Source organism: Collimonas sp. GW821-FHT02H07 (genome assembly GCF_059421505.1).
This window is the reverse complement of sequence record NZ_JBWKVC010000002.1, coordinates 567,170-582,438: the sequence shown is the minus strand read 5'-3', so window position 1 is coordinate 582,438 and position 15,269 is coordinate 567,170. Positions and strand designations below refer to the sequence as shown.

Here is a 15,269-nt window from a genome sequence, read left to right as displayed (position 1 = left end):
GTTGCGGCGGGATATTCGCTAAATAATAACCGATTTTGATAAAAAGTGTGGTGCATGATCTTATTTAGCAGCGTTTTTTTGAGGGGCTCGCATAAAATGACAGGTAATTGTTGCAAAAAAGGGCCCCGCGCCAGTGCGCCAGTTTCCGGGGCTGCCTGCATCCCCGCAACACTTCAGTGAGCCTCATGTCCTTAAAGTCCATATTCGTCGCGCCTTCCGCCAACTTCTGGCCTGCTGCAGCGAGCGCCTTGCTGGCGAGCTGCCGCGCGGGCGACGATGGCATGCGCGATTTTTCGCACTGGCGCGTCATCCTGCCGACCTTTGCTCATGCACAGCAGCTGAAAGCCGCACTAAGCGCGCAGCTGGGCGGGACTTTCCTGCCGCCGCAATTCTTTACGCTGTCCGGTTTGCTGATGACCATGCCGCCGTTGCCGAATGTATTGCCGGCCAGCGAGCGCCTGATGCGGCTGTACGCAGAATTGCGCCAGCACGGCTGGCTGAAAAAATTATTTACCGCGCGCCGCAATACCGATCTGCTGCCCTTGGCCCAAACCTTGTTAGCGCTATCAGATGAATTGACGCAGGCTATGCTGCCGTCGCTGCACACGGGCGACGATGGAGCCGACGGAATTGATGGCAGCGATGGCGACGAGATCGCGCAACGCTGGCAGCACGCACTGGAACAATTGTCGCCAGACGCGCGCAAACTGCTGTCGGATGAAACCCAGCTGGTGTGGTCGATCTGGAAAAGCCAGCTGGATGCCGACGATGCAATCGCCGCCCGCTTCAGCCAAATGCTGCAGCTGGCCGAGAGCGCCAGCCAGCCCATGGTGTGGATCAGTTCGGTGGCGCCGGAGCCATTGGAACAAGCCTTCCTCGATGCCTATGCGCGGCAACAGCCAGTATTGACGATCACGCTCGACTGGCGCGCCCCGGCCTTATCGCCGGTGTATGCACTGGCTTGGCCGGAGATGGTGGAAGCCGCCGCCGCCGGACCGGCGGAACATGCGACGCATGATGATGCGCTCTCCACTGAACTCGCATTGTGCGCAGCGCAGAGCGTCGAAGATGAAGCGGTGCAGGGCGCGCAAATGGTGATCGACTGGCTGCAGGCCGGCAAGAGCAATCTGGCGATCGTGGCGCAGGACCGGGTCGTGGCGCGCCGCATCCGCGCCTTGCTGGAGCGGGCACAGATCCATGTGGCGGATGAAACCGGCTGGAAACTCTCGACCACCCGTGCCGCCTCCGCCATTTCGGCATGGTTCGATGTCATCACCGCGCGCGGAGAAACCACGGCCTTGCTCGACTTGCTGAAGTCGCCGTTCGTCCTGAAGGCAGCGCCCAGCGATCTGCTGCATAGTGGTCAGGATGGACAGGACGAGCAGGACAGCATCGCCAATAAATCGGCGCTGGTGATGAAGATCGAATTGCTGCTGCGGCGCGCCAACGTGCTCGGCGAATGGCGCGCGGTGACCAGCGCGCTCAGCGCGGCGCCGGCCGAGCAGAAGGCGGTGGCCTTGCTGGCGCAGCAGGCAGGCTTGTTCAGCGGCCGCAAGAATCTGCGCGACTGGATCGCCACGACGACTGCAGCGCTGGATACGCTGGGCATCAGCGCCGCTTTGAACGCTGATTCGGCCGGCCAGCAGATCTTGCAGCTGCTGCAGAACATCGCGCCGCCGGGCAATGATTCGGGTCAAGATCATGCGGCGCTGTTTTCCTTTCCCGAATGGCGCGCGCTGGTCAACCTGCAACTCGACGACACCAGCTTCATCAGCGCCATCAACGACCGCCGGGTGGTGATGCTGCCGCTGAACGGCGCGCGCCTGCGCAGTTTCGATGCGGTGCTGATGGTCGGCGCGGATGCCGACCACCTGCCGTCGCAGCCGCAGGAAACGCTGTTCTTCGCCAACACCGTACGCCGCGAACTGGGCCTGGCGACGCGCGAGAGCCGCCAGCGCCAGCAATTGCGCGACGTGGTCGAACTGCTGGCCATGAATCCGCAAGTGGTGCTGTCCTGGCAGGCGCACAAGGACGGCGAGCCGAACCCGGTCAGCCCCTGGATCCAGCGCCTGCAGCTGACTTTGGCGCGTACCGGCGCGCCGGCCTTGCCGCAACTGCGGGCGAGGATTGCCGCGCAGAGCCTGCAGCCGGCGCCGTCGCGCATGCCGGCGCCGGCCGCCGCGCAACTGACGCCAAGCCGGCTGACTGCCAGCGCCTACAACAGTTTCATCGCCTGTCCATATCAATTCTTTGCCCGCCGCATGCTGGGCCTGGCCTCGCTCGATGAATTGTCCGACCTGCCGGAAAAGCGCGACTACGGCGGCTGGCTGCATGAAATCCTGGAGACCTATCACGAGTCCCTGCGCGATCAGCCCTTGCCGCCTCCGCAGCGCGAGGCCTTGCTGATTGCGATATCAAAAAAACTGTTCGACGCCGTCATCAGCAAGAATGCAGCCGCGCTGGGTTATTACGCGCGCTGGCAAAAAGTGATCGCGCCGTATGTGGCATGGGCCAACCAGCATGAAGCCGAAGGATGGCGCTTTGTCTTTGGCGAGCAGGCGTATGAAAAGCTGTTGCCGCTGGCGGACCGCGACCTGACGCTGCATGGGCGGATTGACCGCATCGACGAGAACGACGCCGGCGAGCGCGCCGTGCTCGACTACAAGACCAATAACCTGCTGGTGTTGAACAAAAAACTGAAAGACCACGAAGACCACCAGCTGGCGTTCTACGGCTTGCTGTCCGACCAGCCGGTGTCCTCGGCGCATTACGTCGCGCTGGAGACCACCAAGGACAAGGTCGGCGACGTCAGCGCGCCCGACTATGACCAGGCGCAAGGCGCGCTGGCGGCGCAGATAAAAATCAACGTCGAGGCGATTGCCGGCGGCGTCGGCTTGCCTGCCAACGGCGTCGCTTCGGTCTGCCAGTATTGCGATGTGCGCGGCCTGTGCCGCAAGGGAGCGTGGTGATGAGCGAATCGATTGCTCTGCCGAGCGCCTATCGCCTGAACGGCAATGTGGTCGAAGCCCAGGACTTCACCAATGCCGCCTGCGATCCCCAGCATTCAGTGGTAGTGGAAGCCTGCGCCGGCAGCGGCAAGACCTGGCTGCTGGTGGCGCGCATGTTGCGCCTGCTGCTGGCCGGCGCCGCGCCGTCTGAATTGCTGGCGATCACCTTTACCCGCAAGGCGGCGCAGGAAATGCGCGAGCGCCTGCTGGAATTGCTGCATGACCTGGCGCTGCAGCCGGAAGCCAAAGTGCGCAGCCTGCTGCTGGAACGCGGCGTTGCGCCGCAAGAGCTGACGCAGGTGCTGCCAGCTGCGCGCAGTCTGTATGAACGCGTGCTGGCCAGCCCGCAAAGCCTGTCGATCGATACCTTCCACAGCTGGTTTGCGCGGCTGCTGCAGATCGCGCCGCTGGCCTCCGGCGTGCCGCACGGTTATTCCCTGACCGAAAAAACAGGTGAACTGCTGGCGGATGCCTATCTGCGTTTCATGCAATCGCTGAACGACGCAGAGAACAGCGCAATCAAGGACGATTTGCTGGCGATGTATCAGCTGACCGGCGATTTCAGCACCAGGAAGCTGCTCAACGCCTTCGTCGACAAGCGGGCAGAGTGGTGGGCGGTGATTCGCCAGGGCGCCGATGTGCCGCTGGAATGGCTGCGCGAACTGTGCGGCGAGGATGCCGAGATCGACGCTCGCCTGTCGCTGTGGGATGACGATAAGCTGTCGGCGCAGGTGAAGCAGATCGCGTGGCTGCTGGGCCAGGGCTCGGCCACCAACCAGAAACGCGCGACGGCGATCGAGATGGCGCTGACGGCCGGCGCCTCGGTGGAAAACTTCGACGCCCTGTGCCATCAGTTTTTCGACGATAATGGCAAGCCGCGCAGCAACGGCAAGGCCAAGGATTTCCTCAAGGCGCTGGAAAGCAGCCTGGGCGGCGACGCCCTCGATGCTTTCGACGAGCAGTTCGGCGCCACCGGCGCGGCACTCCAATTATTGCGCAAGCGCAGCCACGAGCGCACTGTGCTGAGCATGAACCAGCATCTGTTCAACGTCGGCAATGCCTACCTGGAATGCTATCAGGCGCTCAAGGCCGAGCAGCGCGTTTTCGATTTCGCCGACCTGGAATGGCAGGCCTACCGCCTGCTGACCAATCCGGAAAGCGCCGCCTATCTGCAGAGCCGGCTCGACACGCGCTACAAGCATATCCTGCTGGATGAATTCCAGGACACCAACCCGCTGCAATGGAGCATCGTGCGCGCCTGGCTCAGCGCCTATGGCGAAGACGCCGGCCAGCCCAGCGTGTTTGTGGTGGGCGACCCCAAGCAATCGATCTATCGCTTCCGCCGCGCCGAGCCGCGCGTGTTTGAAGCTGCCCGCGCCCTGTTGCAGGAGCAGGGCGCCACGGTATTGCAAGCCAACCAGACCCGCCGCAATGCCAGCGCCATCGTCGAAGTGCTGAACGCCAGTTTCCGCGCCAATCCCTTGTTTTCAGCGCAAACCACGCTGGGCGAAGTCGGTGGCGCGGTGTGGCGTTTGCCGTTGATCCGGCAAGCCTCGGACGATGCGGCAGATGATGCAGCCGCGCCGGGTTTGCGCAATCCCTTGACCACAGCGCGCGAAGAGTCGGAAGATGCGCGCCGCCGCGACGAAGGCGCGCAGCTGGCGCAAGCCTTGTGGCATGCCCGGCAAGCACTGAGCGTGCGCCAGGAAAACGGCAGCCGCGGCTTGCGCTGGTCGGATGTCATGCTGCTGGTGAAGAAGCGCAGCCATCTGGGCGCTTATGAAAGCGCCTTGCGCGCAGCCGGCATCCCGTTCATGTCCGACAAGCGCGGCGGCTTGCTGGAGTCGCTGGAAATTTCCGACCTCATCGCTCTGCTGACTTTCCTGATCACGCCAGACGATGCACGCGCGCTTGGCCATGTGCTGAAATCGCCGATCTTCGGCGCTAGCGACGACGACCTGATCGCCCTGGCGCAACGCGGCGAGCGCGGCTGGTGGACGCGCCTGCGCGCCGCGGTGGCGGCTGACGCGGCGCCGCCGGCGCTGCAACGCGCTGCCGCCTTGCTGGAGCAATGGCTGCTGGCGGCGCCGCGTTTGCCGGTGCATGACCTGCTCGACCAGATACTGCACCAGGGCCAGCTGCTGGCGCGTTACGCCCAGGCGGCGGCGCCGCTGTCGCGCAGCCAGGCCATCGGCAATATCGAAACCTTTGTCGAGCTGGCTCTGAACATGGATGCCGGCCGCTATCCCAGCCTGCCGAAATTCATCGACGCCTTGCGCGGCCTGCAACATGCCGGCGATATGCCCGATGAAGCCAGCATAGCCGCCGCTGCCGACGCCGTGCGCATCCTCACCGTGCACAGCGCCAAAGGCCTGGAAGCGCCGGTGGTGGCGCTGCTTGACGCCAATCACAGCAAGCCCGCGCGCGACGACTACGGCATCCTGTGCGACTGGCCGCAGGATGCGGAAGCGCCCCAGCATTTTTCAGCCTTCGGCAGCAGTGCCGAACGCGGCGCCGCGCGCGATCCCCTGTTCGCGGCGGAAGAGGGTTTCAAGACGCAGGAAGACTGGAACTTGCTGTACGTCGCCACTACCCGCGCCAAGCAGCTGCTGATCATCAGCGGCGTTGCCGGCAGGAGCGGCGGCGTCACCGAAGACAGTTGGTATGCGCGGCTGGAGCAGGTGCCGGAGACGGCCATCGATGCAATTGCGGAACATGCCGAGGCAGCCAGCGACGTCCAGCACTTCCAGCAGGAGATCTTCGACCCGCCTCAGCTGCCGCCGCCGCCGGCTGTTGTCGCGGCCGCTTTCGACAGCCAGGCAATCGCCGAAGGCATCGCCTTGCACGGCTTGCTGGAACGCGTGACCCAGCACGGGCAATGGCCGGTCGTGCTGCCGTCCGCCGAGACGATCGCACGCTGGCTGCCATGTCCGCTGGCGATGGCAAAGCAGGTCCGGCTGCAGGCGCAGACCATCCTGGGGCAAAGCGAGCTGGAGCATTTTTTCAATCCAGCCCTGCATCTGCATGCGCGCAATGAAATGGAAATCATCGCCGATGACGCCGTGCTGCGTTTCGACCGCGTGGTGGTGTTCGAGAACGAGGTATGGATCCTGGATTACAAGCGTAATCTGCTCGACAATGAACGGGCGGCCTATACCGCCCAGCTGCGCAGCTACCGGCAGGCGGCCCAGTCCGTGTTTGCCGATAAGCGCCTGCGCACAGCGCTGCTGACGGTGGATGGGCGCTTGTCGGAAATCGACTAGCGACAAAAAAGCCCTTATTTCATGACAGAAAATAAGGGCTCTTTCAATTCAGGACAGGCGGCGATCAGCGATGATGCGGCGCTGCGTATTTCTTTTCCAGCCGGCCCACCAGCGTCGCCAGTATCATCGTCATGGCGAAATACACCACGGAGATGGTGATGTACGGTTCCCAGTAACGCGAATACGCGCCGGCCACGGTCCTGGCCGCGTAAGCCAGTTCGGCCAGGCCGATGGCGGACACCAGCGAGGAATCCTTGAGCAAGGTGATGGCTTCATTGCCGAGCGGCGGCAGCATGCGGCGGAAGGCTTGCGGCAGCACCACGTAGCGCATGGTCAGCTTGTAGCCCATGCCGAGGCTGGATGCGGCATAGCTTTGGCCGCGGTCGATGGACTGGATGCCGGCACGGAAAATCTCGGAAATATAGGCGCCGGCGTTCAGCGACAGGGCCACCACGCCGGAGATGAAGGCGCCGTAGTCTTGCTTGATGGTGCGCGCCAGTTCGCCGGAAATCAGCAAGCCGTTGTCCTGGTGGATCAGCACCGGCATGACGGCGAAGTGGATCAGCAGGATCTGCACGAACAGCGGCGTGCCGCGGAAGAAGGCCACATAGAAGCTGGCCAGTCCCTTGACTACGCGAAAGGGCCATTTCCAGGGGCCTTGCTTGACTTCAGCCAGGCGCAGCATGCCTAGAAATAATCCGAGGATGGTGCCGATGATGATACTGATCACGGCGACCTGCAGCGTCATGAAGAAGCCTTTGACGAATAGCGGCGCGTAGCCTTGTATGATGCTCCAGCGGAAATCCATAAATTATTGAGAAGAAATGATGCGAGGATGAAGACGGACACGCAAGCCGGCATGAGGGATTCACCATGCTGCGCATAAGGATATTAAAAAATTAGCGGAAAATTATACCGTAGTTGCCGCAGAGCGCCAAAAAACGGCAGTCTGCGGGCTGGCAGCACAATTACTTGGCGTTGCCAAAATATTTCTGGTTGATCTTGTCGAAACTGCCATCGGCCTTGACGTCGGCTAGCCCTTTGTTGATTTTCTCCAGCAGTTCGGTATTGCCTTTGCGTACCGCAATGCCGTAGTACTCTTTCGGGAAGCTGGCGTCGCTCACTACGCGGAAGCTGGCGGAGGGGTTGTTGGTAATGTAATTGCGCACCACCGGATCGTCGGCCACCACGGCGTCGACGCCGCCGCTTTCGAGTTCCTTCAAAGCCAGCGTGGTGGAATCGAAACGCTTGATGCTGGGGTTATTCTTGCCGACCAGGTTCTGCACCACTTCGTCGCCGGTGGTGGCGCTTTGCACGCCGATCTTCAGGCTCTTCAGGTCGCTGAACTGCTTGACCGAGGTATTGCCTTGGGGGACGGCGATCAGCTGGCTGGCTTCAAAATAAGGCGTCGAAAAGTCCACCGTCTGCTTGCGTTCATCGGTGATCGTGATGGCGGAAATCAGCAGATCGCGGTCGCCCTGCGCCAGGAAATTAAAGATCCCTTCAAACGGCGTCGGGATGAATTTCACCTCGATGCCGATTTTGGCCGCGATCGCTTTCATCAGGTCGATGTCGAAACCGACCACTTCCTTCTTTTCGTTTTCCGCGGAAAACGGCGCGTACGCCGATTCCACCCCGACGACAAACAGGGTCTGCTTGGCTGCCGCGGCCGGCGCTTCTTCTTTTTTGCTGCAGGCGCCGACGGCCAGCAGGCTCAGGCTCAGGGCGCACAGCGGCAGGTAGCGGCTAAACAATTTTTTCATGGTGTACTCGCAAAAATTAATCGGCTAGTGCTTGGATTTAATATCGGCAATGAAGCAGGCTTTACAGCTTCTCGTCCGCAAAATATTTCTTGTATATCCGGTCCTGCGTGCCGTCCGCCTTGATCAGTTCCAGGCCGTGGTTGAGCTTGGCCAGCAGTTCGCTGTTGCCCTTCTTGACCGCGATGCCGTAGTACTCCTTGGGGAAGGCCGGATCGTTGACGATGCGGAAGTTCTTGCCCGGATTGTTCTTGACGAAATTGGTGACCACGCCGTTGTCGCCGACCACGGCATCGACGCCGCCGCCTTCCAGTTCCTGGAACGCCAGCGGCATCGATTCGAAGCGCTTGACGCTAGGGCTGTTCTTGCCGACCAGGTTCTGCGCCGCTTCATCCGCGGTAGTGCCGCTCTGGACGCCGATTTTCTGGGCTTTCAGGTCTTCGAACTTGGCGACCTTGGAACTGGCCGGCAGCACGATCAGCTGCTTGGCCACGAAGTAGGGCTCGGAGAAATCCATGCTTTGCTTGCGCTGGTCGTTGATCGTGATGGTGGAAATCAGGATGTCGCGGTCGCCCTGGGCCAACGCGTTGAACAGGCCGTCGAACGGCGTATTGACGATCTTGACCTTGATGCCGGCCTTGTCGGCCACGGCTTTCATGATCTCGACGTCGAAGCCGACCAGTTCCTTCTGTTCATTCTCGGATGCGAAGGGGGCGTAAGCACCGTCTGCGCCGACCACGTATTCAGTGGCGGCCGCAGCCGTTGCCGAGGAGGCTTCTTTTTTGCCGCAGGCAGTCAGCACAGCCAGCGAACACAGCAGCGCCAGCGCGGGAAGGTATCGTTGTTTCATTTTAGCTCCCGGCTTATTTGGCTGTGTCGGCAAAATACTTGGCGTAGATCTTGTCGTAGGTGCCGTCGGCCTTGATCGCCGTCAGTCCCTTGTTGACCTTGGCCAGCAGCTCGGCATTGCCTTTCTTGACGGCGATGCCGTAGTACTCTTTAGGAAACGCCGGGTCCGCGATAAAGCGGAAACCTTCGGACGGGTTGTTCTTGATGTAGTTCTTGATCACGCCATTGTCGGAAACCACAGCCTCGACGCCGCCGCCTTCCAGTTCCTTCATCACCAGCGTCGCCGATTCCAGGCGCTTGATGTTCGGGTTGCTCTTGCCCAGTTCCTTTTGCACGATTTCATCGCCTGTGGTGGCGCTTTGCACGCCGACCTTCATGCTCTTGAGGTCGGTGAATTTGGTGACCTTGGAATCCTTCGGCACCACGATCAGCTGATTCGCTTCGAAGTAGGGCTCGGAAAAGTCGACCGTCTGCTTGCGTTCGTCGGTGATGGTGATGGCCGAGGCCAGCAGATCGCGGTCGCCCTGCGCCAGGAAGTTGAAGATGCCTTCAAACGGCGTGTTGACGAACTTGATCTTGAAACCGCCCTTGTCGGCGATGGCGTTCATGACGTCGACATCGAAGCCGACGATTTCCTTTTGTTCATTCTGGTATTCAAACGGCGCAAAAGTCGCTTCGGCGCCGACCAGGTATTCCTTGGGCTCGGCTGCGGCCGTGGTTTTCGGCTCTTGCTTGCCGCAGGCAGCCAGCAACAGCGCGGCGGACAGTACGCACAGACTCAGATTGAAAATTCGTTTCATTGAATATCTCCTGTAAATATCGGTAAAGTGTTCGATTCGTTTAATTCGTTCGATTTATATCAACAACGAAATAGTTTCCTTGTGGCAGTTGCCGACTCCGGCATGCTGTCGCAGGATGAAATTATTGTTTTGACAATATTGTCGGAAATAATCCGCTATTTTAGATTCATCTTTGTATTTCACGATGATTTATATAGATCATTGCGCATAAAGGCCTCGGCGGTTCATGTTGCACGGAAATAAATTGCCATGGGCCTGGGGTGGTTGCAGGCCTTAGTGCAGGCTCTTGAAGGCCTTGGCAAGCGACAGGATTTCGCCGGTGGCGTTGCCGTCATAGCCGTGCAACTGGTTGACGATGGCGCGGAACGAGGCTGACTGCAGGATGTCGATGACCTGCTGCATCAAGGGATCTTTCATGGCGCTGACCGGCACCGCAAAGAAGTAGCGTTCGCGGATCAGGGGGATGAAGTCCAGGCCGAAGCGTTCGGCGGCGGTCTGGACCCCGAAGCCGACATCGGCCATGCCGCTGGCAATGAAGGCGGCAATCGCCGAGTGCGTGAATTCTGCGGTCTCGAAACCGTCGATGGCGGTCGGCGACAAGCCTTGCCGCGCCAGCATCAGCTCCAGCAGCATGCGGGTGCCCGAACCCGGCTGGCGATTGACGAACAGCACGCCGTCGCGGCTGAGGTCGGCCAGGCTGACTATATGCTTCGGATTGCCAGGGGCGACCATCAAGCCCTGGTTGCGCACCGCCAGGTGGATCAGGCAATGCTTGTTCTTGTCCAGCCAATGGCTGTAGCCGGCCACGGCAGCTTCTTCAAATTCTCCCAGCGGTACATGAAAGCCTGCCAGGTCGCATTCCTCGCGCGCCAGCGCTGCCACGGCGTCTGCGCTGTTGCGATAGCGCAGTTCCACCGGCACCTGTTGCTCGTTCAGCTGGTTGAGCAGCGCCGCCACCGCAAAGCCGTGGCTGGCGTTGAGCCGTATCACTTGCGGCTGGACGCTGACGGCCTTGCTCAGTTCTCCCTCCAGTTCCGACGCCAGGCTTTCCAGGGTCGGCGACAGCCGCGCAGCGATGCGGCGATCGGCCCAGATCAATTTTTCCGCCAGCGGCAGCAATTCGCTGCCGCGCCCGCGTCCGGTTTGTATCAAGGGGTGGCCGAACATTTTTTCCGCTTCCCGCAGCAAGCCCCAGACGTGCCGGTAGGAACTGCCGATCTGCTTGGCGGCATTGGCGATCGAGCCGGTTTCCTGAATCGCCGTCAGCAATGCCAGCAGCACGGCGGTATCCAGCGGCTGCTCGGCGTCGCGCGAGATTTCCCAGTGCGGTTTGATTTTGACTTTAAACATTATGCAAAATATAGCCTATTGAGTATGCGTGCTGCTAGTGATATTTTTCAATCGTCTAGGGGAAATGAAAATATTTCGCACATAAAACTATATGTAGGTAATTACCTATGGTACATATAATACTTTTTCATTTCCGGGGGGAATTAGATGGGGTTTTTAGATAAACAACGGACCATTGCAGGTCCTGGCTTCAACCGCTGGCTGGTGCCGCCGGCGGCATTGGCGATACACCTGTGCATTGGCATGGCTTATGGTTTTTCGGTGTTCTGGCTGCCGCTGTCGAAAGCGATCGGCATCAAGGAATCGGTAGTCTGCGCCAAGGATATGAGTTTCTTTGCTGAAATATTCGCCAGCAATTGCGACTGGAAGATTTCGATGCTGGGCTGGATTTTCACCATGTTCTTCGTCTTGCTGGGGACCTCGGCGGCAATCTGGGGCGGCTGGCTGGAGCACGTAGGCCCGCGCAAGGCTGGTTTCGTGGCCGCCCTGTGCTGGTGCGGCGGCCTGCTGATTTCGGCGCTGGGCGTTTATGAGCATCAGATCTGGCTGATCTGGCTGGGTTCTGGCCTGATCGGCGGCGTCGGCCTTGGCTTGGGATATATCTCGCCGGTGTCGACCCTGATCAAATGGTTTCCGGACCGCCGCGGCATGGCGACCGGCATGGCAATCATGGGTTTCGGCGGCGGTGCGCTGATCGGCAGCCCGCTGGCGGACAAGCTGATGAAGCATTTCGCGACCGATGCCTCGGTCGGCGTGTGGCAGACATTTGTCGTGATGGCACTGATTTACCTGGTATTCATGATGGCTGGCGCTTTCGGCTACCGGATCCCGCCCAGCGGCTGGAAACCGGCCGGCTGGACCCCGCCGGCGGCCAGCAGCAACGCCATGATCACGCAGAATCACGTACATGCCAGCAAAGTCTGGGGCATTCCGCAGTTCTGGCTGGTATGGCTGGTGCTGTGCCTGAACGTATCGGCAGGTATCGGCGTGATCGGCATGGCGTCGCCGATGCTGCAGGAGATGTTCGGCGGCCATCTGCTCGGCGTCGCCACGAAGTTTTCCGAGTTGTCGGGCGACCAGGTGAAGGCGATTGCGGCGATTGCTGCGGGCTTTACCGGCCTGATCAGCCTGTTCAATATCGGCGGCCGCTTCGTCTGGGCTAGCTGCTCGGATTACATCGGGCGCAAGATGACGTATGTGGTGTTCTTTGTACTTGGTTTTGTGCTGTATGTAAGCTTGCCTTGGTCCGGCACGACCGGCAGCGTGGCCTTGTTCGTGGCGGCGGTGTGCCTGATTTTGTCGATGTACGGCGGCGGCTTTGCTACCGTGCCGGCTTATCTGGCGGACTTGTTCGGCACCCAGATGGTGGGCGCGATCCACGGCCGTCTGCTGACTGCCTGGGCGACCGCCGGGATTCTCGGACCGGTAGTGGTGAACTACATGCGCGAGTACCAGCTCGGTTTGGGCATGCCGCGCGAATCGGTTTACAACACCACCATGTACATCCTGGCCGGGATGCTGGTGCTGGGCTTGCTGTGCAACCTGATGATCCGTCCGATCGCAGCCAAGCATTTCATGACGCAGGAAGAACTGGCGCGCGAAAAGCAGCTTGCGCACGAGCAGGCTTCGGCCAAGGGCGAGGCAGTGCTGCCGCCGGAAGTGATGGCGCGCATCGGCAGCGGCGGCAGTCCTGCGCTGTTGTGGCTGTCGTGGGCGGCAGTCATCATTCCGCTGGTCTGGGGAATTTCGATCACCCTGCAAAAATCGGCGGTGCTGTTCAAGTAAATATTTAGGGCAAGTGGATAGGCAACTAAATAGGCAAAGGTAGTAACGGGGCAGGGCTGGCAAGCCAGCGTAGCGTGGCATTCGGTTCTGCCCCCGTAACAAGACAGTTCGCATAAAAAAATAAAAATATAAAAATATAAAAATATAAAAAACAGTGATGGCAGTACTGATTTCAAGACACACCGCGGCAGGCTGAACCAGGATGCATGGCTGTTCACAAAGACAGCATCCGGTGCGGGCGCCATTTGTAGTGCTGAATCCCGGTAGGAGACTGTTGTGAAGATGCAAATCGAAGCTAGCGTTCCGCAAGCTGTGCCGTCGGACCCGTCGGTCGACCTGAACCAGGTCAGATCCATCATTCAAGAATTCAAGACGCTGCCTGGCGCCATGCTGCCCGTGCTGCATGCGATCCAGGACGCGCTCGGCCATGTGCCGCCATCGGCGGTGCCGCTGATCGCCGACGAGCTGAATCTCTCGCGTGCTGAAGTGCACGGCGTGATCAGCTTCTATCACCATTTCCGCCAGCAGCCGGCCGGCCGTCACATCGTCCAGATCTGCCGTGCCGAAGCCTGCCAGGCAGTCGGCGCCGATGCGCTGGCGGCGCACGCCAAGGCGGCCCTGGGCTGCGACTTCCACGGCACCAGCAGCGATGGCCAGTTCACGCTGGAGCCGGTGTATTGCCTGGGGCAGTGCGCCTGCGGCCCGAACATGCAGATCGATGACGATCTGCATGCCCGCGTCAGCAACGACAAATTCAATCGCGTGTTGCGCGCCAAGCGAGGTGTGCAATGAGCGCCCTCAACACCCCGGTCACCATCTATGTCCCGCGCGATTCGACCGCGCTCGCGCTCGGCGCCGACCAGGTCGCCGCGGCAATTGCGCAGCAGGCGGCGCAGCGCGGCATCAGCATCAATCTGGTGCGCAACGGCTCGCGCGGCATGTTCTGGCTGGAGCCGCTGGTCGAAGTGGCGACCGCGGCAGGGCGCATCGGTTACGGTCCGGTTGAAAGCGACGATGTCGCCGGGCTGTTCGACGCCGGTTTCATCAGCGGCGCCCAGCACAGCGCAGCCCTGGGACTGGTGGAAGAAATACCGTATCTGAAAAAGCAGGAGCGCCTGACCTTTGCCCGGGTCGGCATTACCGATCCGCTCTCGCTGCCGGACTACCTGGCGCATGAAGGCTATGCCGGGCTGCAGCGCGCCCTCACCATGCCGGGTGCGGCGCTGGTGCAGGAAGTGCTGGATTCCGGCTTGCGCGGCCGCGGCGGCGCCGCTTTTCCCACCGGGATCAAGTGGAAGACGGTAGCTGCAACCGCCGCTACGCAAAAATACGTCGTCTGCAATGCCGACGAAGGCGATTCCGGTACATTCTCGGATCGCATGGTGATGGAAGATGATCCTTTCATGCTGATCGAGGGCATGACGATTGCCGCGCTGGCGGTGGGCGCCACGCGCGGCTACATTTATGTACGCTCGGAATATCCGCATGCCATCGCCGTGCTGAACCAGGCCATCGCCACGGCAAACAGTGCCAACTACCTCGGTGAAAACATCCTCGGCTCGGCCAGCAGCTTCCATCTGGAAGTGCGCAAGGGCGCCGGCGCCTACATCTGCGGCGAAGAAACCGCCTTGCTGGAAAGCCTGGAAGGCAAGCGCGGCGTGGTGCGCGCCAAGCCGCCGCTGCCCGCCATCGAGGGCTTGTTCGGCAAGCCGACCGTCATCAACAATGTGATCTCACTAGCGTCGGTGCCCATCATACTGGCGCGTGGCGCCGCCTTCTACAAGAACTACGGCATGGGCCGTTCGCTGGGCACGCTGCCGATGCAGCTGGCCGGCAACATCCGCCGTGGCGGCCTGGTGGAAAAGGCTTTCGGCGTGACCTTGCGCGAATTGCTGCAGGACTTTGGCGGCGGCACCGCCAGCGGCAGGCCGATCCGCGCGGTGCAGGTCGGCGGCCCGCTGGGCCCCTACCTGCCGCCATCGTTATTTGATACCAAACTTGACTACGAAGCCATGGCTGCGGTCGGCGGCATGCTGGGGCATGGCGGCATCGTGGTGTTTGACGACAGCGTCGATATGGCGAAGCAAGCCAGATATGCGATGGAATTCTGCGCGGTCGAGTCCTGCGGAAAATGCACACCTTGCCGCATCGGCTCCACCCGCGGGGTAGAGGTGATCGACAAGATCGTCGCCGGCGAATCTCATGTCGCCGTGCAGCAGATCAAGCTGCTGCGCGACCTGTGCGACACCATGGTCAACGGTTCCCTGTGCGCCATGGGCAGCATGACGCCGCTGCCGGTGCTGTCGGCGCTCGACCACTTCCCTGAGGATTTCGGCAAGGGCGAACTAGACCAGGCCGCTTGAGAGATTCGTAGGGTGGGCAAATTTTTTGCCCACGCGTGACGCTTGGTGCGCATATGACCGTCGGTATGCACAGGTCGTGCGTGGGCACAGA

Annotated in this window: 10 protein-coding genes; 5 read left to right on the top strand and 5 right to left on the bottom strand. The window is 60.8% G+C overall.

What is annotated here, in order from left to right; all coding sequences use genetic code 11:
* Window positions 1-185 precede the first annotated feature (185 nt).
* Complete coding sequence (locus AC07V8_RS05790; protein ID WP_494677689.1) at window positions 186-2,969, top strand: PD-(D/E)XK nuclease family protein; 2,784 nt, start codon at window positions 186-188, stop codon at window positions 2,967-2,969.
* Window positions 2,969-6,271 (top strand): UvrD-helicase domain-containing protein, encoded by a 3,303-nt coding sequence (locus AC07V8_RS05785; protein WP_494677688.1) that lies wholly within the window; start codon window positions 2,969-2,971, stop codon window positions 6,269-6,271. Before AC07V8_RS05790 ends, AC07V8_RS05785 begins: the two co-directional genes overlap by 1 nt.
* A 64-nt stretch (window positions 6,272-6,335) precedes the next feature.
* On the opposite strand, the gene AC07V8_RS05780 is transcribed toward AC07V8_RS05785, so the two are convergent.
* The 5 genes from AC07V8_RS05780 to AC07V8_RS05760 all read right to left on the bottom strand — a co-directional run bounded on the left by AC07V8_RS05780 (window position 6,336) and on the right by AC07V8_RS05760 (window position 11,030).
* Window positions 6,336-7,079: an amino acid ABC transporter permease gene (locus tag AC07V8_RS05780; RefSeq protein ID WP_098495605.1), complete on the bottom strand. Its 744-nt coding sequence runs from the start codon at window positions 7,077-7,079 to the stop codon at window positions 6,336-6,338.
* Between the two features lie 160 nt (window positions 7,080-7,239).
* Window positions 7,240-8,034 (bottom strand): basic amino acid ABC transporter substrate-binding protein, encoded by a 795-nt coding sequence (locus AC07V8_RS05775; protein WP_494677687.1) that lies wholly within the window; start codon window positions 8,032-8,034, stop codon window positions 7,240-7,242.
* A 61-nt stretch (window positions 8,035-8,095) separates the two neighbouring features.
* Window positions 8,096-8,881 (bottom strand): basic amino acid ABC transporter substrate-binding protein, encoded by a 786-nt coding sequence (locus AC07V8_RS05770; protein ID WP_211443959.1) that lies wholly within the window; start codon window positions 8,879-8,881, stop codon window positions 8,096-8,098.
* A gap of 13 nt (window positions 8,882-8,894) precedes the next feature.
* Entirely contained in the window at window positions 8,895-9,680 is a 786-nt protein-coding gene (locus AC07V8_RS05765; RefSeq protein WP_494677686.1) for a basic amino acid ABC transporter substrate-binding protein, read from the bottom strand.
* Between the two features lie 273 nt (window positions 9,681-9,953).
* Complete coding sequence (locus AC07V8_RS05760) at window positions 9,954-11,030, bottom strand: substrate-binding domain-containing protein (protein WP_494677685.1); 1,077 nt, start codon at window positions 11,028-11,030, stop codon at window positions 9,954-9,956.
* A 147-nt stretch (window positions 11,031-11,177) separates the two neighbouring features.
* On the opposite strand from AC07V8_RS05760, the gene AC07V8_RS05755 reads away from it, so the two are divergent.
* From AC07V8_RS05755 to AC07V8_RS05745, 3 genes are all read left to right on the top strand, one after another.
* Window positions 11,178-12,815, top strand: coding sequence for an OFA family MFS transporter (locus AC07V8_RS05755; protein WP_494677684.1), 1,638 nt, complete (start codon window positions 11,178-11,180; stop codon window positions 12,813-12,815).
* Between the two features lie 282 nt (window positions 12,816-13,097).
* On the top strand, window positions 13,098-13,607 hold the full coding sequence (locus tag AC07V8_RS05750; protein WP_211472622.1) for a formate dehydrogenase subunit gamma: 510 nt from the start codon (window positions 13,098-13,100) through the stop codon (window positions 13,605-13,607).
* On the top strand, window positions 13,604-15,178 hold the full coding sequence (locus AC07V8_RS05745; RefSeq protein WP_494677683.1) for a formate dehydrogenase beta subunit: 1,575 nt from the start codon (window positions 13,604-13,606) through the stop codon (window positions 15,176-15,178). Before AC07V8_RS05750 ends, AC07V8_RS05745 begins: the two co-directional genes overlap by 4 nt.
* Window positions 15,179-15,269: the final 91 nt, after the last annotated feature.